Here is a 24,484-nt window from a genome sequence, read left to right as displayed (position 1 = left end):
TATTATTATCACAAAAATGGGCGCAAAAGTGTACTCTCAGCTTTATCAATGTAGCTAATCAGGCGTAAGGCAGCGTAAATGCAGAATCTGTCGGGGGAGAATCAGGCGGGCAAGGCGAACAGCTGCTGGCTGTTATGCCACAGCGCGTCGGCGATCGTTTCGGGGGATTCGCTGCGCAGCTGACACAGCACGTCAAACACGTTGCGCGCCCGCTCCGGGCGATTGGGCTGGCCCTGAAAACCGTGTAGCGGCATATCGGGCGCGTCGGTTTCCAGTAATAACGCCTTGAGCGGCAGGTTGGCGATAGTGTTGCGGGTTTTACTGGCGCGTTCATAGGTGATGGTGCCGCCAACGCCAATCGCATAGCCAAGCTGAATAAAGCGCTCCGCCTGCTGCTGGCTGCCAGCAAAACCGTGTACCACGCCACGACGCGGCAGATCGTGACGACGTAAATGCAACGCCAGCTGATCGTGGGTGCGGCGCGAGTGCAGGATCACCGGCAGATCGTACTGCTTCGCCAGCTTGAGCTGCTTATCGAGCAGGCGCGTCTGTTTGGCGAATTGCGCATCGTCCATATAGAGATCGAGACCGATCTCGCCGATCGCCACTCGCTTGCTATCCGGCTTTTTCAGCCAGCGCTCTAACTCATCAAGATGCGCATCTTCCTGATGCTCAGCAATATTGATTGGATGCAGGCCCAGCGCGGCATACAGCGCCGGATGCTGCTGCGCCAGTTGCGTCACAAGCGCGAAACGGCTGGCATCCACGCTCGGTACAATGATGCGTTCCACGCCGGCCTGCGCAGCACGCGCGATGCTAGCGTGCGCATCAGCAACGAACGGCGGGAAATCGAAGTGGCAATGCGTGTCGATAAACTTCATGCCAGCGAGCCTTTATCAAAATCGGCATCGTTTTCCGCCAGCGCGGGCGTAATCAGCGGGCGATTGTCGGGCGCATTCGCCACGGCGGCCGGCGGCGTAACCGTGGTTGAACGCACCAGCGGCTCAGCATCACTCAGCCATTGACCAAGCGTGGCGAGGAAATAGCGCCCGCTGCGGCGGCCTAAATGATAATCCTGATTCAGTGATGACAAGCGGCTGCCAAGCGCCATACTCGCCAGCGGTTTCGGCGGACAGATTTCGATGATGCGCAGGTTATCCGGCGGCTGCTCGATGAACTGCTGAATCTCGCGATAGCTCTCTTCATGCTGATGCAGGATGTTGATCATCGGCTGCAAGGCGCTATCGGACAAGAAGCGCTCCATGCGTTTGAACCACTTCGGCGTGTAGGACACCTGCGATGGCACGGTGCGGATCACCACAATGGTATCCGCGCCACGACGCGCGGCTTCGCGCACCGGAATCGCATCGCTGATGCCGCCGTCGAGATAGCTCACGCCGTCCATCTGCACGCCGCTGCGGTAAAAACCGGGGATCGCGCTGGAAGCTTTTAGGATGTCGTGCCAGTTGGTGCTGATTGGGTTGAAGTACTCGGCGCGGTAATCGTCGCTGCGGCAGGCGCACATATAGAATTCGCTGCCTTTGGCAAACAGCCCTTCGGCGGTGGTGAGCGCCAGCGGAAATTCCTGTTTGGTGATGTCGATCAGCCAGTCGAGATCGATAAGATGTCCGCCGCGCACAAATCGTAGCGGGTCGAAAAACAGTTTGCTGGTGGTGTAACGGGAGATCACGCGTCGCGCGTAGCCAGGCTGGCCACAGACAAATGCCGACAGGTTTTGCGCCCCGGCCGAGGTGCCGAGTAACAGTTGAAAGGGATTGAAGCCTGCGCGTTGAAACTCATCCAGCACGCCAGCGGTAAAGATACCGCGTTGACCGCCGCCTTCGCACACAAGGGCGATTTTACTGGATTTGAAAGGGGTTAAAGCCAGCGGTTCAAGTGAACCTAACGTCAACGGAATACGTGTTCCCAATGGATGTCCCTCAGTGTTGCTTGCTCTGAGGGAGTCGCCGAAGCAGCATCCCGGAGAACCAGTCATTGTCGTTCCCTGACCAATTGCCTCAGCAATCGTTGCGGCTTCATAGTATGCCGCAAATGACCGGTCTCCGCTTTAGGTGACTCGCGGGTTAGCGTCGATCACGACGCAAGTAGTCAGGGTCGTTTGCGCCCGGTAAACAGGCTCACGAGGAACAGAATAATACCGACAATGAAGACAATTTTAGCTGCCCATGCTGCCGTACCCGCCAGACCGCCGAAACCTAATGCTGCAGCAATCAGAGCGATGACCAGAAAGATAATACCCCAACGAAACATAAGCCTCTCCTTTACCATTGTGAAAATCGAACTGCTTATTTACACCTTTGTTTTTATTACGAAACGGCACCAACGGGTGCCGAGTCGCTCGCGTTAAGATTTCACCTTCAGGTCATTCTTCACGCTTTTCACGCCTTCAATGGCTTTGGCGATCTTCTCAGCACGATCGGACTGTGCCTGGTTCGCCACTTCCCCTGATAACTGCACCACGCCGTCGGTGGTTTCCACCTTAACGTTGCGTGATGGCACGATGTCATCTGCTAAAAGCTTAGCTTTAATTTCGCTGGTGGTTGCGGTATCGCCCGCATAACCTTTCAGAGAAGCATTTTTGCTGTCTTTAACGTGTAGTTTGTCGCTGACGGATTTCACACCTTCGACTTTCTGCACCAGCGCGACGGCTTTTTCAGCCTGATCCTGAGAAGCCACGAAGCCGCTCAGTGTCACCACGCCATCGTGCGTTTTGACGGAGATATCCGTGCTTTTAATCGCGTCATCATCCACCAGCGCCGCTTTGGCTTTAGCAGTGATGCCGCTGTCATCCATATAACCATCGACTTTTTTCATAGAGCTATCGATCTTCGCACCCGCGCTGTCGGAGGTTTGCTGTGCTTTCTGCGACAGTGATTCATCTGCGAACGCCGCACCGCTCAGCAGAGCAGAACCGGCCAGGGCAGCAATCAGGGTTTTGGCAATCTTAGTCTTATTCATCGATATCATCCTTCTATCAGTTAACTCATCCGTTATCGCGGATGCGCCAGCAACGAACGGCGTTGCTGAGTTACTGGACGTAATGAAACCTGAAAGGTCTCTTTTCTCGTCCGACAGGATAATAGTAGTAGGGATTACAGCTTTTGCTGGCTCTTGTGGTTGATATATCGCCAAAAAGAGAAAAAAACAGCGGAATTAGGAGGAGTCTGTAACAAATAAAACAGGGCCAGTGAAAATCACAGGCCCTGCGGGCAACGCCGATTAGTGCTCGCGCGTTTTGCGGAATCTCACGTCAGGATAGCGTTCCTGGGTGATGTTGAGGTTCACCATGGTCGGCGCGATATACGTGAGGTTATCTCCGCCATCGAGCGCCAGGTTCACTTCGTTTTTACGCTGGAAATCGTCGAATTTCTTCGCGTCATCACACTCAACCCAGCGAGCGGTTGAGACGTTAATGGCTTCATAGATCGCTTCAACGTTGTATTCGCTTTTCAGGCGCGCCACCACTACTTCAAACTGCAGCACACCGACCGCGCCAACGATCAGATCGTTGTTGTGCACCGGGCGGAACACCTGCACCGCGCCCTCTTCCGACAGCTGAACCAGCCCTTTAAGCAGCTGTTTCTGCTTCAGCGGATCGCGCAGACGAATACGACGGAACAGCTCTGGCGCGAAGTTCGGAATGCCGGTGAACTTCATGTTTTCACCCTGAGTAAAGGTGTCGCCGATCTGAATGGTGCCGTGGTTGTGCAGGCCAATGATGTCGCCCGGATAGGCTTCTTCCACATGCGAACGGTCACCGGCCATAAAGGTCAGTGCATCGGAAATCACCACGTCTTTACCGGTACGCACCTGACGCAGCTTCATGCCTTTTTCGTACTTGCCGGATACCACACGCATAAAGGCCACGCGGTCGCGGTGTTTCGGGTCCATGTTTGCCTGGATCTTAAACACGAAGCCGCTGAATTTCTCTTCTTTCGCTTCCACCAGACGCGTGTCGGTGTTGCGCGGCATTGGACGCGGCGCCCAGGAAACCAGGCCATCCAGCATGTGATCAACACCGAAGTTACCCAGCGCGGTGCCGAAGAACACCGGCGTGAGTTCGCCGCTCAGGAACAGCTCCTGATCGAACTCGTGCGAAGCGCCCTGCACCAGCTCCAGCTCATCGCGCAGCTGCTGTGCCAGATCTTCACCCACCGCTGCGTCCAAATCGGGATTAGCCAAACCTTTAACGATGCGCACTTCCTGAATGGTGTGGCCTTTACCGGTTTGATACAGGTAAGTTTCGTCGTTGTAGAGGTGATAAACCCCTTTGAAATACTTGCCGCAGCCAATCGGCCAGGTAATAGGCGCGCAGGCGATCTTCAGCTCGCTCTCCACTTCATCCAGCAGCTCCATGGGATCGCGGATGTCACGGTCGAGTTTGTTCATAAAGGTGATGATTGGCGTATCGCGCAGGCGCGTGACTTCCATCAGCTTACGGGTACGATCTTCAACACCTTTCGCGGCGTCAATCACCATCAAACAGCAGTCAACCGCCGTCAACGTACGGTAAGTATCTTCGGAGAAGTCTTCGTGTCCTGGCGTATCCAGCAGGTTCACGAGGCTGTCGCGATACGGGAACTGCATCACCGAGGTGGTGATGGAGATACCACGTTGTTTCTCCATCTCCATCCAGTCCGATTTCGCGTGCTGGTTGGAGCCGCGGCCTTTGACGGTACCGGCGGTTTGGATCGCCTGTCCGAACAGCAGCACTTTTTCGGTGATTGTGGTTTTACCGGCATCCGGGTGCGAGATGATCGCAAAGGTACGGCGGCGCGCCACTTCTTCTAAAAAGGAGGCAATAGACATGAGTGAATTCTTCTTCAAGGGCAGCACGCGGGCGGCGCGCTGCGAATAAATCGTTTCGGGGTCATTCCACGGGAAAACGCTGCCAATGGCGACGCAGTGGCGTCGGTTCACAGCAAGAGGTGCGCGATCTACATTGGCGGCAGTCCTGAATCCCGTCAGCATTGAGGCGGCATAGCATACAATATTTCGCCGAGGGGGGAAATCGTCGCATGGTAGTGCCCTTGCAGGGTCGCCATTCATGGCGACCGACTCACATTTCAGCCCAACACCCGCACCACCGCCGCCTTAAAGATCTTCACCCCAATCTCCAGCGAACTCAGCTCAAAGCGCATCTCAGGATGATGCAAACCCGGCACCAGATTGGTTCCCAATCCCCAGAAACCGGCTTTCACCTGCGGATTTTTCACTGGGTAATAGAAGAAATCTTCGCTGCCCGGCGTGGTTTTGGTATCCAGCAAACCCTGTTCGCCCAGCACATCGACAATTGCCGCGCGAATCACCGCCGTGGCTTCCTCATGAATTTCTGCTGCTGGCATCTCTTTCAGCACCACCACGTCCGCCGTGGCACCCAGCGCCGCCACGCTGTGCTGAATCGCCAGCGTCACTTTCTCTTTCAGCACCTCCATGGGCGCGTTTTCCTGCGAACGCAGATCCCACACCACGCGCGCCTCATCCGGCACCGAGTTGGTCACGCCCGCATCGCACAGAAAACGTGTAGCTTTCACGCTCCAGGTCAAACCCGGCGGCAGATGGATGGCGTTGACGGCCTGCACCGCTTGTACTGCGGCATCCAGCGCGTTGACGCCCAAATGCGGACGCGCCGCATGCGCCGGTGCACCTTTGATGGTGGCTTCCAGCGTGCTGCAGGCGGAGTAGATCACCGCTGGCGTCGCTTGCCCCACCTGACACTCTTCCAGCGGACGCACATGGAAGCCGAGAATCATCTCCACATCCTCCAGCGCGCCGCCCTCAATCATCGCCAGCGCACCGGCACCGAGTTCTTCCGCCGGCTGGAACAGCAGCTTGAGCCGCCCTTTCTTGATCGCGCCCTCTTTCAGCAGCTCTTGCGCTGCTGTCAGCACCACCGACGAATGACCATCGTGGCCGCAGGTGTGGCGCGCACAGGCTACGCCATCAATGATATGACCGAGCGCATCCATATCCGCACGCAGCGCCAGCACCGGACCGGGCACGCCGCTGTCGATTTCCGCCACCATGCCGGTGGTGTTATTGATGCCGCGCGTCACCTTAATTCCGGCGCTTTCCAGCTGATCGGCAATATAAGCAGAGGTTTTGAATTCCTGAAAACCCAGCTCGGGAATTTCATGCAGAAAATGGTAATGCTCTAAGACGTTCGACACCGCTAAGCTCCTGACAAGTAAAGGCAAGCCTCAGCATCGCCCGATGTGCAGCTATAATCAATCCAGCGTGAATGAAAATTAGTCAAACATGAGAACTCTTCGCATTCAACATGTGGAATAATTCCATTTACAATCAATAAGATAAATTCAACCTTTTTGCGAAAAACCCTTCACAAAAAAGTATAGATTGATGCATAATTCGCCGTACTTCACCTGACAAATTAAAAAGGACTCAGCCATGTTAACTGCTGAAATGACCTCACGTTTAAACGACCAACTGAACCTCGAATTCTTCTCTGCCAACCTGTATCTGCAGATGAGCGCCTGGTGCAGCGATAAAGGCTATGAAGGCGCCTCTTCATTCCTGAAAATGCATTCTCGCGAAGAGATGCAGCACATGCAGAAGCTTTTCGACTACGTCAGCGATGCCGGCGCTTTGCCGGTGCTGGGCAGCATTGCGGCGCCGGCGATTAGCTGGACTTCACTAAACGACGTGCTGGAAGAAGCGCTGAAGCATGAGCAGCTGATCACCAAAAAAATCAACGAGCTGGTGCACACCGCATTAACCACTCAGGATTACTCCACCTTCAACTTCCTGCAGTGGTACGTTGCCGAGCAGCACGAAGAAGAGAAACTGTTCAAAACCGTGCTGGATAAACTGGCGCTGGTGGGCAACAAAGGCGAAGGCCTGTTCCTGGTGGACAAAGATCTCGGCCACATGTCCGTCGACGGCCACGGCGCATAATAATAAAGATTACACACAGCAAAATAGAGAACGCCCGACATGTCGGGCGTTTTTTTTGGCTGTGTTTCTCATTGCGCAATGAATTGCGCCGCTACGATATGTGCACGTATTTGTAGCGGCGCGATTTATCGCGCGAATTTACTCCAACTCTTTCAACCGCAATTCCGACGGCTGCGGACGGCCAAAGAAATACCCCTGGAACAGCGTACAACCCTCTTCACGCAGCTTGGCAAACTGCTCGCCGTTCTCCACGCCTTCAGCGGTGATTTGAATATCGAGGCTGCGGCTCATGCCGGTAATGGCGCGTATTATCGCCAACGCCTCGCGGCTGTCGCCCATATCGTTGATGAATGACTTATCGATTTTGATTTTGTCGAACGGGAACGAGCGCAGATAGCTAAGCGACGAGTAGCCGGTGCCGAAATCATCCAGCGCAATCTGCACGCCGAGAGCTTTCAGGCTTTGCAGCGTGCGGATATTACCGAGCGTGTCGTCCAGCAGCACCGACTCCGTGATCTCCACTTCCAGCCGATGCGGCGCCAGCCCGGATTCACGCAGCGCACCTTCCACCACCGACACCAGCGAGCTGTTCTTAAACTGCAGCGGCGACAGGTTCACCGACACCGATTGTTCGGTATTCCAGCTCTGCGCTTCGCGGCAGGCCTCATACAGCGCATAAGCGCCGAGCATATGAATCAAGCCGGTCTCTTCAGCGATCGGGATGAAATCGTTCGGCATAATCAGCCCTTTAATCGGGTGATGCCAGCGCATCAGCGCTTCATAGCCGATGATGCCCTTTTCGTTGGTAATCGGTTGATAATAAAGCTTAAGCTGACGACCAGAAATCGCATCACGCAAATCGTTCTCAATCACGCGACGGCTGCGCGCCTGATTGTCCATTTCAATGGTGAAGTGTTCGAGGCGATTGCGGCCATTCCGTTTGGCTTCGTACAGCGCCATATCGGCGCAGCGCAGCATATGCTCCGGCGTGTTGGTGGCTTGCGAGGTGAGCGCGATACCAACGCTCAAGCCCACCGACAGATTATGCCCTTCAACGTTAATCGGCGGACGGATCGCCTCGATCAGCCGCTGCGCCACCACCGCCGCTTCATCGGCAGCACGCACATTGGGCAGCACGATGGCAAACTCATCACCACCAATGCGCGCCAGCGTATCGTGATCGCGCAGCGCGCTGCGCAGGCGTTTCGCCACCACGCGCAGCAGTTCATCACCAATCTGGTGCCCGAGCGCATCGTTAACGTTTTTGAAGTTATCGAGATCGAGACACAGCGTGGCGCTGATCTGGTGGTTCAGATTATCCACGCGCAGCGCTTCACTCAGCTTTTGGCGGAACAGCACGCGGTTAGGCAGGCTGGTGAGATTGTCGTGATGCGCCATATGACGAATGCGCGCATCGGCTTCACGCTGGTCAGTCACATCCTCAACAATCAGCATCACGTAGTTCTGACGCATATCTTTGCCGCTGATGGTGGTGGCGCGCGTATGCAGAATGCGCTCACCGCCCGCCGTCAGCAGTAACTGCTCACGCGAGTGAATGCCTTCGCTACGCAGCGCCACATCCGCCAGGCTGTTGAAGTAATCCCCCAGCTCCGCCGACATACATTCGTGTGGGCGTTTGTGCATGATCAGCGCTTTGTTGATGCCAAACAGCTGCTCGGCTTTGTCGTTCACCATCAGGATTTCACGGCTGATGGCGTCTTCAACGATCACGCACGAGGGAATATTGCTGATGATGGTGTCGAGAAAGCCCGACAGCTCCGACATTTTCGCGCTCTGCGACTGCGCCAGATCCCGCGCGCGCAACAGCTGCTGCTCGTTCTCACGCCGTTCGGTGATATCGCGGGTGATTTTGGCGAAACCGATCAGTTTGCCGCTTTCATCATTAATCGCTTCGATAACAACGTGGGCCCAAAACGCCGAGCCATCTTTGCGGTAGCGCCAGCCTTCATCTTCGAAACGCCCGGTTTTCAACGCAATGCCGAGGTTGGCTTCGGGCGCGTTGGCATTACGTTCCGCCGAACTGTAAAACACCGAGAAGTGCTGGCCGACAATCTCATCAGCCAGATAACCTTTGGCGCGCTGCGCACCGTTGTTCCAGTTCACCACGCGGCCGTGCACATCCAGCATATAGATGGCGTAATCGCGCACGCCTTCCACCAGCAGACGGAAATTCTTCTCCTGCTCGTGTTGTTTACGCAGCAGCGCCTGCTGTTCGGTGCAGTCGCGGGTGATTTTGGCGTAGCCGATCAGCTTGCCCGCGTCGTCGCGAATCGCATCAATGATCACATGTGCCCAAAACGCGCTGCCATCTTTACGGTAACGGTAGCCTTCGTCTTCGAAACGACCGGTTTTGAACGCGGTGGTGAGATTTTTTTCCGGGATATGGTTTTTACGATCTTGCGCGCTGTAGAAGCGTGAGAAGTGTTGTCCAACGATCTCTTCGGCAACGTAGCCTTTCGCGCGCTGTGCGCCTACGTTCCAATTTTCAACGTTGCCGTCCAAATCGAGCATGTAGATGGCGTAATCGCTGACGCCTTCCACCAGCATGCGGAAGCGCTGTTCCTGCTCGCGCTGTTTGCGCTGCTGCTCCTGCTGCTCGGTGCAGTCGCGGGTGATTTTGGCAAAGCCCAGCAGCTCACCAAACTCATCGCGAATGGCGTCAATCACCACATGCGCCCAAAACGCGCTGCCATCTTTCCGGTAACGCCAGCCTTCGGTTTCAAAGCGGCCGGTCGCCGTCGCAGCCGCCAGCCCGCGTTGCGGCGCGCCGTTTTTACGATCCTCTTCGCTGTAGAACAGCGCAAAATTCTTCCCCACGATCTCATCGGGCGTGTAGCCTTTGGCGCGCTGAGCGCCGGCATTCCAGTTCGCCACCGTGCCATCGGGTTTGAGCATGTAAATGGCGTAATCCACCACGCTCTGTACCAAAAGTCGGTACATGACGTCAGAGTTATTATTCATTGTTATTCGCCTATTGCTGGCCTGGTATCGTCGAGAAATTTAAGAAAATTCTTAATCATCATGCAGACTTAAGCGCAAATACGCAGCGCTGACAAGCGCTATTCATCCGCAGACAAATGTTGGTAGGTAAGTTATCGGCAGTGGCGAGAAAATGTTCAGCGGGATACTTCACTAATCATCATGCGTTGACGGCAGGCTGGCGTTACGCTTGCCACGGCAAAATGCCGTGCGGCAGGCGTCGCGTCAGGCGTGTGGCGAGCGCCATTAATAAGCAAACCACCACAATCATCAGGCAGCCGACCGCCGCCGCCAGCGAGGCGGATCCGCCTTCATCAAGGAACACGATGGTCGGTCCGATGGTTTGCGTTTGCGAGGTGACTAGCAGCACCGACACCTGAATTTCGTTCAGCGCGGTGAGAAACACCAGCACACTGCCCGCCAGCGCCGACGGTGCCGCCAGCGGCAATAAGATGTCGCGCATGCGGCGCAGAAAACCAGCACCGCACAAGCGTGCCGCTTCATCTAATGCCGGTTCCAACTGGGCGAATCCGGCCAGCGTTGGGCGCAGCACCAGCGCGAGGAAGTTCGCCAGATAGGCGGCAAGGATGATCCACACCGTGCCGTACAGCGAAACATTAACGATCGGCAGCGGACGCAGAAAGAACAACATCGCCGCCACGCCGGTGACAATGCCCGGCAGCGCGTAAGTCAGTTCACTCGCCAGCCACAAACCGCGCACTAATTTGGTTCGCCGCCAGCTGAGGAAGTAGGCAAGAAACAGCGCGCAAACCGTCAAAATCAGCGCCGCCAGCGTGGTCAATCCGAGGCTGGTGAGAAATGCCTGCCGCACCGCCGGATAACCCCACAACGCCGCGCGGAAGTTCTCCAGCGTCAACGTTTGCCAGCTGAGCGCCTGGCCAAAACCGCTGGTAAGCGCGGTGATCAGCAGCGCGCTGAGCGGCAACAGCAAAGTCAGCGCCATCCACAGCCAGGCGACGCCCTCAATCGCCACACGCCCACGCCCCAGCGATTGCTGCCACAGGCGCACCGCACCGTTGACGCGCACATCATGGCGTCCGCCCAACCAGGCGCTGGCCGCCATGCCCGCCAGCGTAATCACCGCAATCAATAATGCATACACCGCGGTGTTTGGCAGCGCGCTCGGACCAATGCCATTCAACTGCTGATACACCAGCGTGATCAGCGTTGGCACGCGTGCCGGAATCCCCAGCATTGCCTGAATGCCGAAGTTGCCCGCCGCCGCGACAAAGGTCAGCGCGGCACCGGCAAAAATCGCCGGGCGCGCCAGCGGCAGCACAATGGTGAACAGAATACGCGCGCGTGACGCACCGCTGGCCTGCGCCGCTTCCACCAAATCGGCGGGCAAACGGCGCAAACCGGCGCGCACGGTGAGAAACACCAACGGCGCATTGTGCGTGCCGAGCAGCAGCACAATGCCGATTAAGGAATAAAGCGGCTGCTCGCCGGGCGCAAACCACGGCAATCCAAGTGTGGCGAACAGCAGCGCCAGCGGACTGCTCGGTGCCAGCGCCTGCAGCCAGGCCAGCGCCGTCACCTGCGGCGGAATCATCAGCGGCAGGATAAACGCAAACACCCACGCGGTTTTGGCACGCAGATCGCTAAGCGCCACCAGCCATGCGGCGGCGGTGCCGAGCACCACGGAAATCAGGGTAGAACTGAGCGCGATGAGCAAAGTATTGCCGCTGGCGATCAACACGCGATCGCTCGCCAGCAGACGCGTTAAGCGCGCGATATCCGGCACGCCGTTGGGCGCAATGGCGGTCCACACCAGCCGCATCAGCGGTGCCACCGACAGCAAACCAATCAGCAGCACCAGCAGTGCCAGAATCAGCCGCTCGCTGTTAAAGCGTGGCGCTTTGCGCACCGCACTACGCCATTCGTTGCTCAACACGCTCATGCTTAGCCGCCAAACAGCGCGGTGAACTGATCGCGCACTGCCGCATCTTCTTTGATTGCTTTCGCCACGTCCGGCGACAGCAGCTTGATTTTATTGATCGGCGTGAAGCCTGCAGGTGCTGAGACGCGATCATCCACCGGACGGTTGCCCTGCTCGACCACCAATTTCTGGCCCGGCTCGGAGAGCATAAAGTTGACGAAGGCTTTGGCGGCCGGCAGGTTGTGCGCGGTTTTCATGATAGCAACCGGTTCGGTGACGTACGACACGCCCTCTTTGGGATAGACCAGATCCACCGGCGAACCCTTTTTCTTCGCCAGAATTACGTCGGCGTCGGTGATGATGCCGTACTTATCCAGCCCGCTGGCGACCGCCTTCAGCGCCGGACCGTTGCCGCCCTGCGGCGCGATGCCGATGGCCGCCAGCTTCTTGTAGAAGCTCCAGCCAATCGACGGCGTGTTGATATCGGTGTGCAGCTTGTAGAGCGCCGCGCCGGAGTAGAGCGGGCTTGGTACCGCAATCTGCCCTTTGTTGGCTTCCACCGCCAGCGCGTTCCAGCTATCAATCGGCTGCGCGTGCTGGGTGTTATAGGCAATCACCGTGGCGATGATTTTGGTGCCGAAGAAGGTTTTGTCTTTGTCGTAGAACGACGGATTGATGTGGCTGAGCGGCGCATCGCTGTAGCTGTAGAGATGGTTTTCGTTTTTCAGCGCGCCGAGGTTGATGGCGTCGGCAATCAGCAGCACATCCGGCTTGGCTTCGCCGCTCATCATTTCGGTACGCAGCACGTTCATTAACTGCGTGGTGCCGTTGCGCGTCCACTCGACCTGCACATTGGGATAGGCGGCTTTAAACGCATCCATGGTTTGCTGGGCAATTTCGGGTGCCTGCGAGGTATAAACCACCAATTTTCCCGCTGGCGCCTCGTCGGCAAAGCTGGCGGCAGAGATCACTAATCCACTGGCTAACATCAACACGTTGAACGACGTACGCATAGCATTTCCCTGAAGGTTGAAGAGGTTAAGAAGGAAGAATCCAGCCGTCGCGCAGCGCCACACCCACGGTGGCGTCGACAACGGGTAAAGGTTGATCGGCCAGCAGCAACGTGATGCTGCATTCGGGCGCGGCCAGCGGCGTCACGTTGAGTTGATGGTGGCCGCCACGATAGATCACCCGCTGCACGCGCGCGGCAAACTGCGGTTCGCCCGGCGCGGCTAAGTGGAAATCCACCGCGTGAAAACTGGCTTGCGCCTGTAGCTGCGGGCGCTGATCCAGTGCGCAGCGTAACGGCACGCGTAGGCCGCACAGCGTGGCAAAGGCGCGGCCCTCGCCGAGCGGTTCGATATCGCTGATTGGCAGCACTTTGCCGTCGTCAATAAAGCGCGCGACCATGGCGTTTGCCGGTTCGCGCCACAGCGTTTGCGGCGTGGCGAACTGCATCACGCGGCCGGCATCCATCACCACGATGCGATCGGCCAGCGCCATCGCTTCATGCTGATCGTGGGTGATATAGAGCAAGGTGGCGTGACTGTGATGATGGAAGCGGCGGAACTCCTCTTCCATGGTGGCGCGCAGATGGACATCAAGGTTGGCGAGCGGCTCATCGAGCAAAACCAGCGTTGGCTGCGCCACTAAACAGCGCGCCAGCGCCACGCGCTGACGCTGGCCGCCGGAGAGATCGGCGGGACGACGTGCGGCGAACGCTTCCAATCCCACCAGCTCCAGCGCCTGCTGCGTGCGGCGATCGCGCTCGGCACGCGCCACGCCGTTTACTTTCAGGCTGTAGGAAACATTTTCCGCCACCGTCATATGCGGCCACAGCGCGTAGCTCTGGAACACCACGCCCAGCTGACGATCTTCCGGCGGCAGATGCACGCCCGGCGCGGCGAAGCAGCGGTCGCCAACATGGATTTCTCCGGCATCGGCGGTTTCAAAACCCGCCAGCAGGCGCAGTAAGGTAGTTTTGCCGCAGCCCGACGGGCCCAATACGGCGATGAATTCTCCCTGCGCAATCTGCAGCGAGATGTCTTGCAATACCGGCTGCGCCGCAAAGGATTTGCGCAGCCCGCGCAGTGTGATTGATGCCATGTTTCTGGCCTTTCGCTAACAGTCCGGCTAAGACCCTACGACACTGTGATGACGATTCCATGACATTGAAGCGGGTCGCCATAAATGGCGTAATGCTTGTCTGATAAGACATGAAAAACCCTCATTACCGAGAGCACACATTGTAGCGGCGCAATTCATTGCGCGATAAATCGCGCCGCTACGGAAGGTGCGGTGATTTGATACGGCGCTTAACTGATCGGCATTACGCCATTCATGGCGACCAGTTCACAGATGCATACCGATATAACGCTCATAACGCGCGGGCTTCACCCGCGTCAGATCCACCAACACCAAACCATCGATACAATTGTTGAAATCGGGATCGCTGCCGAAATCGATAAACTGCACGCCGCCCGGCTCGCACACCTCGGAATATTGCTTGTAGAGCGTGGGAATGGCGGTGCCGAGATTTGCCAGCAGATGTTTCAGACGCCGCAAATCTTCGCTGTAGTTATCGCCGGTGAACTGCGCCAGCACTTCCGGCAGCGAGGCGGGATAAGGGCGGCGTGAGGTCGCCAGCGGCAATTCGGTAGGGAAATACATGCGATAAAACGCCACCAGCAGATCGCGCGCCGCCAGCGGCATGCCGCCCGAGATCGAGACCGGACCAAACAGGTAGCGGGTTTCGGGATACTTAGCGATGTAAGCACCAATGCCCATCCACAGATAATCGAGGCCGCGCTTACCCCAATAGGCGGGCTGAATAAAACTGCGACCCAGCTCCAGACCCTGATTAATAATCGGCAACATGCGCTCGTCGTAGTGGAACAGGCTGTCGCTGTAGATGCCTTCCAGCCCGCGCCGCTCCAATTGCTCGGCGCCCGGAATAAAGCGATAGGCACCGACGATCTCCAGTGCATCGTCATCCCACAGAATCAGGTGATAGTAATCGTCATCGTATTTGTCGAGGTCGCGACGCCGCCCGCTGCCCTCGCCTACCGCGCGGAACGCCACTTCACGCAAGCGCCCGAGTTCGCGCAGCAGCGGCACCCAACTGGCACCGTTGCGTCGCCACAGGTAGATCTGCTTGCCATCCGGCAGCGTGCCGAGTCGCTCGCTCTCCATCAGCGCTTTCTTCAGCTCAGCGCGATCTTCCGGGCGCGCAATCGCCGCTTCGGTCTGGAACAGGCCGCGTCGTCCCTGACCAATGCGATACAGATGTTTGCGCAGCCGCTTCGCCAGCTCTTTGCCCGGCGTGTGGCCATCATGCCAGTTGGCAAACGGGATCTGCTCGCCGATGTGCAACTTGATGCGCGAGCCGCGCTGGCGAAACATTTCGCGCACCAGCATCAGTAACGCCAGCGGTGAGGCAATTTTGGCGGCGGCGTAGAACGCCAGGCTGTTGCGCCCCACCACATGCACCGGCACGATTGGCGCACGAGCGCGGGCGGCGAGGCGTAAGAAGCTGTGATGCCAGTGACGATCGCGCACGCCACGGCTGGAAAGGCGTGATACTTCGCCCGCCGGGAAGATGATCAGCACGCCCTGATTATCGAGATGCTGCTGCATGTGCGTCAGCTGTTCACGGCTGGTGCGGTTGCCCATGTTATCCACCGGCAACATCATGTTGTTGATCGGCTCCAGCATCATCAACATGCGGTTAGCGACAATTTTCACATCGCGTCGCACCTGCGAAACCGCCGCCAGCAGCGCTAAGCCATCCAGCGCCCCGAGCGGATGGTTGGCAACAATCACCACCGGCCCGCGCGTGGGAATCTGCTCCAAATCGCGCTCGCTCAGTTCACAACGCACGTCGAGATGCTCCAGCACCTGCTCCACCATATCCACGCCTTTCAGGTGGCGATAGCGGGCGGCAAAGGCCTGGAATTCATGTTCGCGAACCGCCCATTTCAGGGCGCTTTTCTGCCAGTTCGCCGGTTGATGACCTGGCCAGTAAGTATCGAGAAGCTGATCAACTGAAAACATCATTCACCTTTTATACGCAGCGGTTTATCGCCTCGACGTTAAAACGGCTTGTTTTCAGATTTATGACTGCGGTGTCGCGAGAGCCTAAAAAGCAGCAGCTTGCTATGTTCTTGCGCATAAAAACCAAAAACTGACCTTAAAACCCCAAATTCAAGACATGGCTTAATGCTAATTGTTAAGCCGCGTGAATTAATCTGGTCACACCAGTTTTATTGTTTGTTAAAGGGTGTTTTAACTTTGCGTTTATTTTTTATTTTTTCCTCTGGGCTACACATATGATTCATTCGGTATTTATTGTTGATGACCATCCGTTAATCTGTGCGGGTATTCAGGCATTGCTACAGTCATATCACTACGCCATCGCCGGTACCGCGAATAAAAGCGATCTGTTAATTACCGAGCTGCATAGGTCACGTCCGGACGTTTTGCTGCTCGATCTCACCATGCCTGGACGCGCCGGCATTCCGTTGATTACGGACATCAAGCGCGCATTGCCAGATCTCAAAATCATTGTTTATACCGCTTCAGAAAGCCTTTTTTATCAACGTTGCTGCTTGCAATTAGGCGTGGAAGGCTATGTGTGTAAACGCGGCAATTTAGAAACTCTGCTCACCGCAATAAAAGAGGTGGAACGTGGCAAACGTTTTTATCCGGTAACGCAAGAAGCGGCCGAGGTGAGCGATTTAATTGAGAGTGAAAAATTGATGAGCCTGACGCGGCGGGAACTGATGGTATTGGTGAAACTGGCGTCGGGGATGACCAATAAAGAGATCGCCTCACAATTGCAGCTAAGTAGTAAAACCGTGAGTACCTATAAAATAAAAATCCTGCGTAAGTTAGGTTTAAAAGGGATTAGTGGGATTAATATGACGGCGAAGATCAACGAACTGGTGTAATCGCTCGGTGCTCTTTTGAGCCTTGCCATTAAAGTTTTTTCACGGCGTGTCGCCTATGCTGTTTTTACCACTCTGGAGACACGAAGTGATTGTTTATACCTATTGGGTTGACCTGCCAGGGAAAACCAAACCGGCCTACCTTAACTTGTGTATGAAGAGTTGGGAAAACAACATCCCTAACCTCGAAATAAAAATAATTAATCATGAAAATATTTATGATTTCATACCTAAAAAGATACTGCCGCCGATTTTCTTCCAGTTCTCTTTAGCAATGCAATCAGACATGGTTTCTGCATGGGTATTAACCATGTTAGGCGGTATTTTCATTGATACCGATACTATCATTACAAAAAACATCAGCGATATGACCTCTCTTAAAGGGGATAAACTCTACGCGTTTGGTTATCAAGCATCGCAGGCCATTCATCTTGCCGTGCTATCGGCCAATAAAAGAAACAAACTGACCGCCGCATGGTTCATGGGGATCATTGAGCGTCTAAATAATATTCCAGGCGAAGTTTCATGGGATTACGTCGGCAACGGCATTTTAGGTCCACTGATCAAAAGCGGTGAATATGATGATTGCCTGCATATCCTTGATGCCGTTGAAGAGGGAAATATTTTAGAGGCAAGGCAACCTGAGCAAGAGCCATGGGAACGCTATCTGTCATACTATTTCATGCCAAAATCGCGTAAAGATTTTTCACGCGAACTGGAAAAGTGCAAATGTGGCATTATTTCACTGCATAATTCATGGACGCCAGAAGTCTTCAGGGATTTCTCTGAGGAGAAAATCAAAAGCATGAAAAATGACTATTTGCTTCCTTATATTCTGATGGAAGCGAATAGCTAGATATTACGTAATAATATCCAGCTTCTGTTTTATGACGCTCAGCTTACAGCTTCAACGGCGGCAGCTGCGAAAACACGCTTAACAATCCTTTGCTCCACAACTGACGAATTTGTGAAAAATAGGGATGCTGTTCGGTGATGTGATATTGCTCGCTGTCGCTGAAACTGTCGGTGCGATACACCATCACATCCAGCGGTAATCCCACCGAAATATTACTCGCCAGCGTGGAATCCATTGAAATCAGCGCGCACTGCATCGCCTGGCTGAGCGGTGTTTCGTAGCGCAGCACGCGGTCGATAATCGGTTTACCGTACTTGCTCTCACCAATCTGGAAATAAGGCGTATCGACGCTGGCTTCGATGAAGTTGCCCTGTGGATAGATCTGGAACAGACGCGGCTCCTCGCCACGAATCTGCCCGCCCAGCAGCAGCGTGCCGCCAAACTCCTCGCCATCGCGCTTGATCACCTCGCGCAGCGTTTCGCCCACCATCAGCGCAATGTCATACAACGATCGCCCATTCAGCAAATTAGGTTGATCGTTATCGCCGTTGTTGCGTCGCAGCAGGCTCAGCACGCTCTGCGTGGTGGCCAGATTGCCGGCGCTTTGCAGCACCAGCGTGCGTTCATCATCGACCTGAAACACATGCAATTTACGGAACGAGGAAATATGATCAACGCCCGCATTGGTCCGCGAATCGGATACAAAAATCATCCCTGACGATAAACGCATTGCCACACAATAAGTCATAGTTACGCCTGTTCTGATTACTGCTGCGCATGCACCTGTAGCACCGCAGCCACCGCCAGCATATCTTCACCGCCGCCGCCCAGCCGCATACCGCGCACCGGACACGCATCGAGATAATCCACGCCGACCGCCAACCGTAAATGCTGGCGCGTGCTGCGGGTATTATTGGTGATATCAAAGCTGTGCCAACTGCCATCCAGCCAGGCTTCAACCCAGGCGTGAGTGGCAACGTGCTCAACATTTTCAGTATAGAGATAGCCGCTAACATAGCGCGCCGGAATTCCCAGGCTGCGACAACAGGCGAGGAACACGTGACTGTGATCCTGGCAAACGCCGCTGCCGGCGGCAAATACTTTCGTGGCGGCATCAGTCACTAACGTGCTGCCGGGACGATACGGCATCTTTAGCAGCAGTTCGTCCATCAGTTTTTCCAGGCTGGCCAGCGGCTTTTCCGGCCGCCAGTAGCGCTGGGCAAAGTCGCGGATCTCAGCATCCGGCTGGGTCAGCGGCGTCGAGCGCAGAAACACCAGCGGCGATAACGCGCATTCCGGATCGGGCGCCCATTCACCTTCATCTAAAATTTCCACCACGCCGCGCGCCGCGATATCCAGTTGCTGATGCGGCGTATCCAGCGTTAAGACATGCATCACATTGCCGTAAGCATCCTCGGTGCGCGTGGCTTCACACGGCAGCTCCAAATCCCACGAAATAATCTGCTGATGCACCGAATTTTGCGGCGTCAGGCGTAGATATTGGGTGCTGAGTGTCACCTGATTTTCGTAGGCGTAACGGGTTTTGTGCTCAATGTTCAGTCTCATTTCGCCTCCAGATAGGTGTGATTGATGCTGTCTGCCAGCGCGTTCAGGCGCGTCAGGAATTCATTGAGCCAGTGCGTTAACCCTTCCTGCGTCAGGCTTTCCCAGGTGCTGAAACGCATCTCGGCCAGCAGCACGGTGATCAAATAACGCGGACGATCTTCGCCGCTGCTGCCGATCTGTTCGAGCTGGGTGGCGATCTCATCAATACAGGAGTGCAGCGATCGCGGACTTTCGCTACGCAGGATCAGCATCTCATTCACCAGATGCGGCAACAGCTGCTGCTTGAAAATGGCGTTGTAGGCTTCACGCGCCGATACCGCACGCAGCAAGGTGTCGAGGCGATAATATTCGCGCACCGAATCGGACTGCTGCTCCAGCAGTTGCTGATTGACGCTCAGCAAACGCGCGGTGCCGTCGCTGCGCTCCATCAGCGTGCCGATGCGGATAAAACTCATGGCATCGCCGCGCAACAAGGTGCCGAACATCGCGCCACGAAACAGGTGCGAGCGCTCTTTCACCCAATCGAAAAAGCTATCGGCGTTGGCGCTGGTGATGCCGCGCCGCCGCGTGTTGCGCATCTCAATCCACGTCGAGTTGATGCTCTCCCACACTTCCGACGACAAACTGCCGCGCACCGCATGCGCGTTGTTCCACGCCTCCTGCCAGCAGCTGAAAATGCTGCACGGATTGCGGTCGTCGAGGGCGAAAAAGTTGAACAGCTGCGGCATGGTGAAGCGGCCGTTGAGGGTTTCAAACAGTTCCCGCGTGCCGGTGAGATTGAGCGGCAGCAGCAGATCGTCGCCCTGATCACCGCGCACCGGCATTAACGACAAACGGTTGGTGACGTCCAACACGCGTGCGAGTTGTTCTGCGCGCTCAAGATAGCGCGCCATCCAATAGAGGCCACTGGCCGTGCGGCTTAGCATGATGCGTCATCCTCCAGAACCCACGTGTCCTTGGTGCCACCGCCCTGCGACGAGTTCACCACCAGCGAACCTTCGTTCAGCGCCACGCGGGTTAAACCGCCGGGCACCAGACGAATATCCGCGCCGCACAGCGCAAACGGGCGCAGATCGATATGGCGCGGCGCGAGGCCGTTGTCGATAAAGGTGGGGCAAGTCGAGAGCGACAGTGTGTCCTGCGCGATGTAGTTTTCTGGCCGCGCTTTGAGGCGATCGCGGAAATCACTCAGCTCCTGCTGGCTCGCCACCGGACCAATCAACATGCCGTAGCCGCCCGCGCCGTGTACCTCTTTCACCACCATTTTCGCCAGGTTGGCCAGCACATAGGTGAGATCCTGCGGTTTGCGGCATTGCCAGGTCGGCACGTTATTGAGGATCGGATCCTCGTCGAGGTAGAAGCGGATCATGTCCGGCACATACGGATAGATCGATTTGTCATCGGCGACGCCGGTGCCGATCGCATTCGCCAGCACCACGTTACCGGATCGATATACCGACAATAAGCCCGGTACGCCGAGCATCGAATCCGGGCGGAACGCCAGCGGATCGAGGAAGGCATCATCAACGCGACGATAGATCACATCGACTTTGCACGGCCCGGCGGTGGTACGCATCATCACCGCGCCATCTTTGACGAACAAATCGGCGCTCTCCACCAGCTCCACGCCCATCTGCTGCGCGAGGAAGCTGTGCTCAAAGTAGGCGCTGTTAAAGCGGCCTGGCGTCAGCACTACTACCACCGGATCGTTAACCGGCGAGCTTTCCCGCAGGGTTTGCAGCAGATGCGAAGGATAACGCTCAACCGGCGCGATGTGCTGCTCGGCGAACAGTTCCGGGTAGAGGCGCATCATCATCTTGCGGTTCTCCAGCATGTAGGAGACGCCAGACGGCGTGCGCAGATTGTCCTCGAGTACGTAATATTCGCCGTCGTTATTGCGCACCATATCCACGCCAACAATGTGCGCGTAGATGTGGCGGTGCAGATCGACGCCTTGCATACAGGGTTGATATTGATCGTTTACCAGCACCTGTTCAGCAGGCACGATGCCAGCTTTGAGGATCAGTTGCTGATGGTAGATGTCGTGCAGGAAGGCGTTAAGGGCTTGCACACGCTGGCGAATGCCGCGATCGAGCATCGCCCATTCACTGGCCGGAATGATGCGCGGCACGCTGTCGAAGGGAATGAGACGTTCCGCGCCGCCATCGTCACCGTAAACGTTGAAGGTGATGCCGACGCGATGAAACAGCAGTTCCGCCTCTTCGCGCTTGCGCGCCACTGCCTCTTTATCCGCCTGTTGTAACCATTCCCAGTATTGCTGGTAGTGAGCGCGGTGTTGGCCATCGCTCAGCAACATCTCATCATAGAAGTGCGATGCTATCTGGTAGCTTTCTTTCATGATTTACCCGGCGCTTGTCTAGAGATATTTCTCTCCTGCACAAACTGTGCCAGAGGCTTGCCCCCGGCATGGCACACGCGCCGCGTCAACGGAAATGGCTGTTTTGCACTTTACTGGTGCATCAGCTGCTGCGCGATTGGCAGCCAGATCTCCGTCATCGCGCCTTCGCCACCGGTAAAAGGATCGCGGTGCGGCAGCGGAACATGCTGGATTTTCTCCTTCGACGCACGTAAACGCGACGGCTCATCACGCACGGTTTCCGGGGACATACCTTCAGGATAGGCGCCAACGGTGAAAAAATCCTCTGAGGCAAACACCTGTTTGTGGCCGACGCCCGCGGGGATCAGCACCGCATCGCCTTCACGCAGCGTCACCATGCGACCGCTGTCGCCGCCGAACAGCACTTCCGCCCAACCGGCAGCCACGCCCAACACTTCATGGGTGTTTGGGTGATAGTGCGTATACGGAAAGATCGGCGAACGCCACGCGGCGGGCCAGCCGTTGCGGGTAAAGGTTTTTTCAAACCAGGCGGCGCTGTCGTCCGTGGGATTTTCATCGTCATACGGCACAATACCGGGCCAGATGATCAGCGGTAGCGGGCTGTTGGGCACGCCGCCCGACGGTAGCGACAGCATGAGATGTTGCGGATTGCTGGAGGATCCAGCGGAAAAGGTGCCGGCGGCGAAAGACATCAGTAATAGCAGGCTGGAGTGGTTGGCAGTCATACTCTTTCTCCGGTTAATCACGATGCTTAATTGTGGCTTACCAAAGTGGCATTGCAATGTGCGCCCACCAACAAAATTCACAAAAAAGAATGATTTAGCTAACTAAAGCCAAATTTATTGGCAACATTATTAACATCGCGTGCTGGGGATTGATGGTCGCCATGAATGGCGTAATGCTCGTCAGTTAAGACATGAAAACCCCTGGTTACCGAGAGCATACATTGTAGCGGCGCAATTCATTGCGCGATAAATCGCGCCGCTACGGAAGGTGCGGTGATTTGATACGGCGCTTAACTGATCGGCATTACGCCATGAATGAGCATATTACGCACAAATTTCAGGCGAAAAAAAACCGGTGGATTTCGCCACCGGTAGAATCAAAAAATGCGATTCAAAGGCACTGACAGGTTATCGTAGGCGCTCAGCGATGGGTTTCACGACGTTCTCCCCCTCGCGGCCATAAAACTGGAACAGGGTTTCGGCAGCAGCATCGGTTAACACCAGAATTTCAATACGGCGATTGCGCGCACTCATGGGATCGTCATGATCGCGCGGCATGCGTGACGCCATCGCATTGACCTGTAACACGCGCGCACTCTCCAGTCCGCCACGCTCCAGCGCGCGGCGGGCGGCCAGCGCACGGTCGCCAGACAGATTCCAGTTGTTATAGGCGGCGTTGCCGCTGTACTGCGCGGCATCGGTGTGGCCGCTGATCATGATTTTGTTGTCGATGCGGTTAAACACCGGGCCGAGTTCGGTCAGCAGTTTCTGGAAGAACGGCGTGAGCACCGCGCTACCGCGTGGAAACATCATGCGATCCTGATCGTCCTGAATCAGAATGCGCAGCCCTTGTGGCAAGGTTTCCAGCATCAGGTAATTTTGCGCGTTATAGCTGTTGATCATCCGTTGCAGCTGGTTGTGTAACAGCGCCAGTTCCGCATCCGAGCGTGACAGCACGCTGTCTAAATCTTCCTGCGGTTTACTGCCGGCGTTCAGGCTGATGTCATCATGAGAAGCGCTGACCGTCGCCGTTTGCGTCGGCGGTGAAATCGCCAGGGTTTCGCCGATAATCGCCGTTCCACCCGCGTTCTCAACGTCAAAAGGATTGAAGTTGGTGCCATCAAAAACGGAAGTGCCGTTCAGTTGCGCGACGATCTCTTTACGTTCCTCTTCGCTCACCGCGCCCATGATCCACAGCACCATAAACAGCGCCATCATCGCCAGCGTGAAGTCGGCAAAGGCCACTTTCCACGCGCCGCCATGATGCGCATGGTGCGCCTTCTTGCCGCCGCGTTTGATGATGGTGGTGTGATGCGCATTGTGTTTCATTACGCACCTTCAGTTAGCTGATTGACCCAGCCATCCAGCGTGGCAAACGTCGGTTTGGTATCGAGTGGCAACATTTTACGTCCGGCATCCACCGCCAGCAGCGTCGGCTTGCCCGCCACCTGATTCACCAACACGGTACGAATGCACTCCAGCACCGCCAGACGTTTTTTCTGGTTCTGCTCCATGGCATTCGCCAGCGGATCCAGCAGGCAGTAACAGAAGAATACGCCGAGGAAGGTACCGACCAATGCGGCCGCCACTTTCACGCCGATCAGCGCGATTGAACCGTCAATCGACTGCATGGTGATAATGATGCCCAGTACCGCCGCACAGATACCAAAGCCCGGCATCGCTTCCGCGGTACGCTGCATTGAGCGTGATGGCTTCAGCAGCTCTTCTTCCACTGCTTGCAGCTCAGATTCGAGAATACCTTCCAGCTCATGTTCGTTGATCTTGCCCATCGCCATCAGACGGAAGTTGTCCGAGATAAAGGAGATGAAGCTGCGATCGGCGAGGATCAGCGGATATTTCTGGAAAAGCTCGCTGTTTTCCGGCACTTCAATGTGCGCATCCAGCGCTTTCAAGCCGCCGTCCTGCACCAGTTCCAACAGTTCATACAGCAGCATCAGCAGCTGTTGCTGGAATTCTGCGGTATAGACGTTGCCTTTTACCGTGCCGCGCACCTGCGCCCACATGTCTTTTAATACGGTTTTGGAGTTACCAATCACCATGGCACCCGCGCCCGAACCGAGAATGATCACCAGTTCGCCAGGTTGCCAGAACGCACTGAGCAAGCCGCCAGCGTGCATATAGCCGCCAACCACACTGCCCAGCACTACGAGGAGTCCAATCAGTTTTTGCATGATG

The 24,484-nt window shown here is 56.0% G+C and carries 21 protein-coding genes; 3 read left to right on the top strand and 18 right to left on the bottom strand.

Going from position 1 to position 24,484, the window contains the following annotated elements; all coding sequences use genetic code 11:
* Nucleotides 1–101: 101 nt before the first annotated feature.
* From HX773_RS12855 to HX773_RS12830, 6 genes are all read right to left on the bottom strand, one after another.
* A complete protein-coding gene (locus HX773_RS12855) occupies nt 102–881 on the bottom strand; it encodes a TatD family hydrolase (protein WP_176971817.1) in 780 nt (259 codons plus the stop codon).
* Complete coding sequence (locus HX773_RS12850) at nt 878–1,930, bottom strand: patatin family protein (RefSeq protein WP_176971816.1); 1,053 nt, start codon at nt 1,928–1,930, stop codon at nt 878–880. The genes HX773_RS12855 and HX773_RS12850 overlap by 4 nt, the downstream gene beginning before the upstream one ends.
* A gap of 179 nt (nt 1,931–2,109) precedes the next feature.
* Nucleotides 2,110–2,271 (bottom strand): DUF1328 domain-containing protein, encoded by a 162-nt coding sequence (locus HX773_RS12845; protein WP_007893192.1) that lies wholly within the window; start codon nt 2,269–2,271, stop codon nt 2,110–2,112.
* A 93-nt stretch (nt 2,272–2,364) separates the two neighbouring features.
* Nucleotides 2,365–2,979: a molecular chaperone OsmY gene (osmY, locus tag HX773_RS12840; protein WP_101761824.1), complete on the bottom strand. Its 615-nt coding sequence runs from the start codon at nt 2,977–2,979 to the stop codon at nt 2,365–2,367.
* 261 nt (nt 2,980–3,240) lie between these two features.
* Nucleotides 3,241–4,830, bottom strand: coding sequence for a peptide chain release factor 3 (prfC, locus tag HX773_RS12835; RefSeq protein ID WP_176971815.1), 1,590 nt, complete (start codon nt 4,828–4,830; stop codon nt 3,241–3,243).
* A 257-nt stretch (nt 4,831–5,087) separates the two neighbouring features.
* Nucleotides 5,088–6,191, bottom strand: coding sequence for a M20 peptidase aminoacylase family protein (locus HX773_RS12830; RefSeq protein ID WP_176971814.1), 1,104 nt, complete (start codon nt 6,189–6,191; stop codon nt 5,088–5,090).
* 238 nt (nt 6,192–6,429) lie between these two features.
* On the opposite strand from HX773_RS12830, the gene ftnA reads away from it, so the two are divergent.
* A complete protein-coding gene (gene ftnA, locus HX773_RS12825) occupies nt 6,430–6,936 on the top strand; it encodes a non-heme ferritin (protein ID WP_176971813.1) in 507 nt (168 codons plus the stop codon).
* Between the two features lie 138 nt (nt 6,937–7,074).
* Here the strand turns inward: ftnA and HX773_RS12820 are convergent, their stop codons facing one another.
* The 5 genes from HX773_RS12820 to HX773_RS12800 form a co-directional block, all read right to left on the bottom strand.
* On the bottom strand, nt 7,075–9,918 hold the full coding sequence (locus HX773_RS12820) for a bifunctional diguanylate cyclase/phosphodiesterase (RefSeq protein ID WP_176971812.1): 2,844 nt from the start codon (nt 9,916–9,918) through the stop codon (nt 7,075–7,077).
* Nucleotides 9,919–10,120: 202 nt separating this feature from the next.
* Complete coding sequence (locus HX773_RS12815) at nt 10,121–11,857, bottom strand: iron ABC transporter permease (protein WP_176971811.1); 1,737 nt, start codon at nt 11,855–11,857, stop codon at nt 10,121–10,123.
* 2 nt (nt 11,858–11,859) lie between these two features.
* On the bottom strand, nt 11,860–12,849 hold the full coding sequence (locus HX773_RS12810) for an ABC transporter substrate-binding protein (protein WP_176971810.1): 990 nt from the start codon (nt 12,847–12,849) through the stop codon (nt 11,860–11,862).
* A 25-nt stretch (nt 12,850–12,874) separates the two neighbouring features.
* Entirely contained in the window at nt 12,875–13,942 is a 1,068-nt protein-coding gene (locus HX773_RS12805) for an ABC transporter ATP-binding protein (RefSeq protein ID WP_176971809.1), read from the bottom strand.
* Between the two features lie 246 nt (nt 13,943–14,188).
* Nucleotides 14,189–15,889, bottom strand: coding sequence for a lysophospholipid acyltransferase family protein (locus tag HX773_RS12800; protein WP_176971808.1), 1,701 nt, complete (start codon nt 15,887–15,889; stop codon nt 14,189–14,191).
* Between the two features lie 212 nt (nt 15,890–16,101).
* Between HX773_RS12800 and HX773_RS12795 the strand changes: the two genes are divergently transcribed.
* Both HX773_RS12795 and HX773_RS12790 read left to right on the top strand, forming a co-directional pair.
* The gene (locus HX773_RS12795) at nt 16,102–16,785 is read left to right on the top strand and encodes a response regulator transcription factor (RefSeq protein ID WP_255433216.1); all 684 of its coding nucleotides are present in this window, start codon (nt 16,102–16,104) and stop codon (nt 16,783–16,785) included.
* An 85-nt stretch (nt 16,786–16,870) separates the two neighbouring features.
* Nucleotides 16,871–17,638, top strand: a complete 768-nt coding sequence (locus HX773_RS12790) for a capsular polysaccharide synthesis protein (RefSeq protein WP_176971807.1) — start codon at nt 16,871–16,873, stop codon at nt 17,636–17,638.
* Between the two features lie 43 nt (nt 17,639–17,681).
* Here HX773_RS12790 and HX773_RS12785 read toward each other — a convergent pair whose 3' ends face one another.
* From HX773_RS12785 to motA, 7 genes are all read right to left on the bottom strand, one after another.
* Nucleotides 17,682–18,386 carry a proteasome-type protease gene (locus tag HX773_RS12785; RefSeq protein WP_176971806.1) on the bottom strand — a complete coding sequence of 235 codons (705 nt, stop codon included), beginning with the start codon at nt 18,384–18,386 and terminating at the stop codon, nt 17,682–17,684.
* Nucleotides 18,387–18,403: 17 nt separating this feature from the next.
* Nucleotides 18,404–19,204 (bottom strand): transglutaminase family protein, encoded by an 801-nt coding sequence (locus tag HX773_RS12780; RefSeq protein WP_176971805.1) that lies wholly within the window; start codon nt 19,202–19,204, stop codon nt 18,404–18,406.
* Complete coding sequence (locus tag HX773_RS12775; protein ID WP_176971804.1) at nt 19,201–20,130, bottom strand: alpha-E domain-containing protein; 930 nt, start codon at nt 20,128–20,130, stop codon at nt 19,201–19,203. The genes HX773_RS12780 and HX773_RS12775 overlap by 4 nt, the downstream gene beginning before the upstream one ends.
* Entirely contained in the window at nt 20,124–21,563 is a 1,440-nt protein-coding gene (locus HX773_RS12770) for a circularly permuted type 2 ATP-grasp protein (protein ID WP_176971803.1), read from the bottom strand. Before HX773_RS12770 ends, HX773_RS12775 begins: the two co-directional genes overlap by 7 nt.
* 110 nt (nt 21,564–21,673) lie before the next feature.
* Nucleotides 21,674–22,288: a cupin domain-containing protein gene (locus HX773_RS12765; protein WP_176971802.1), complete on the bottom strand. Its 615-nt coding sequence runs from the start codon at nt 22,286–22,288 to the stop codon at nt 21,674–21,676.
* Between the two features lie 408 nt (nt 22,289–22,696).
* Nucleotides 22,697–23,617, bottom strand: a complete 921-nt coding sequence (gene lafU, locus HX773_RS12760) for a putative lateral flagellar export/assembly protein LafU (protein WP_176971801.1) — start codon at nt 23,615–23,617, stop codon at nt 22,697–22,699.
* Nucleotides 23,617–24,480 carry a flagellar motor stator protein MotA gene (motA, locus tag HX773_RS12755; RefSeq protein ID WP_176971800.1) on the bottom strand — a complete coding sequence of 288 codons (864 nt, stop codon included), beginning with the start codon at nt 24,478–24,480 and terminating at the stop codon, nt 23,617–23,619. The genes lafU and motA overlap by 1 nt, the downstream gene beginning before the upstream one ends.
* Nucleotides 24,481–24,484: the final 4 nt, after the last annotated feature.

The sequence above is a fragment of the Pantoea sp. B9002 genome, from assembly GCF_013385945.1.
GTDB lineage: Bacteria > Pseudomonadota > Gammaproteobacteria > Enterobacterales > Enterobacteriaceae > Pantoea.
The sequence above is the reverse complement of the archived record's forward strand: the minus strand, read 5'-3'. Positions and strand labels throughout refer to the sequence as shown.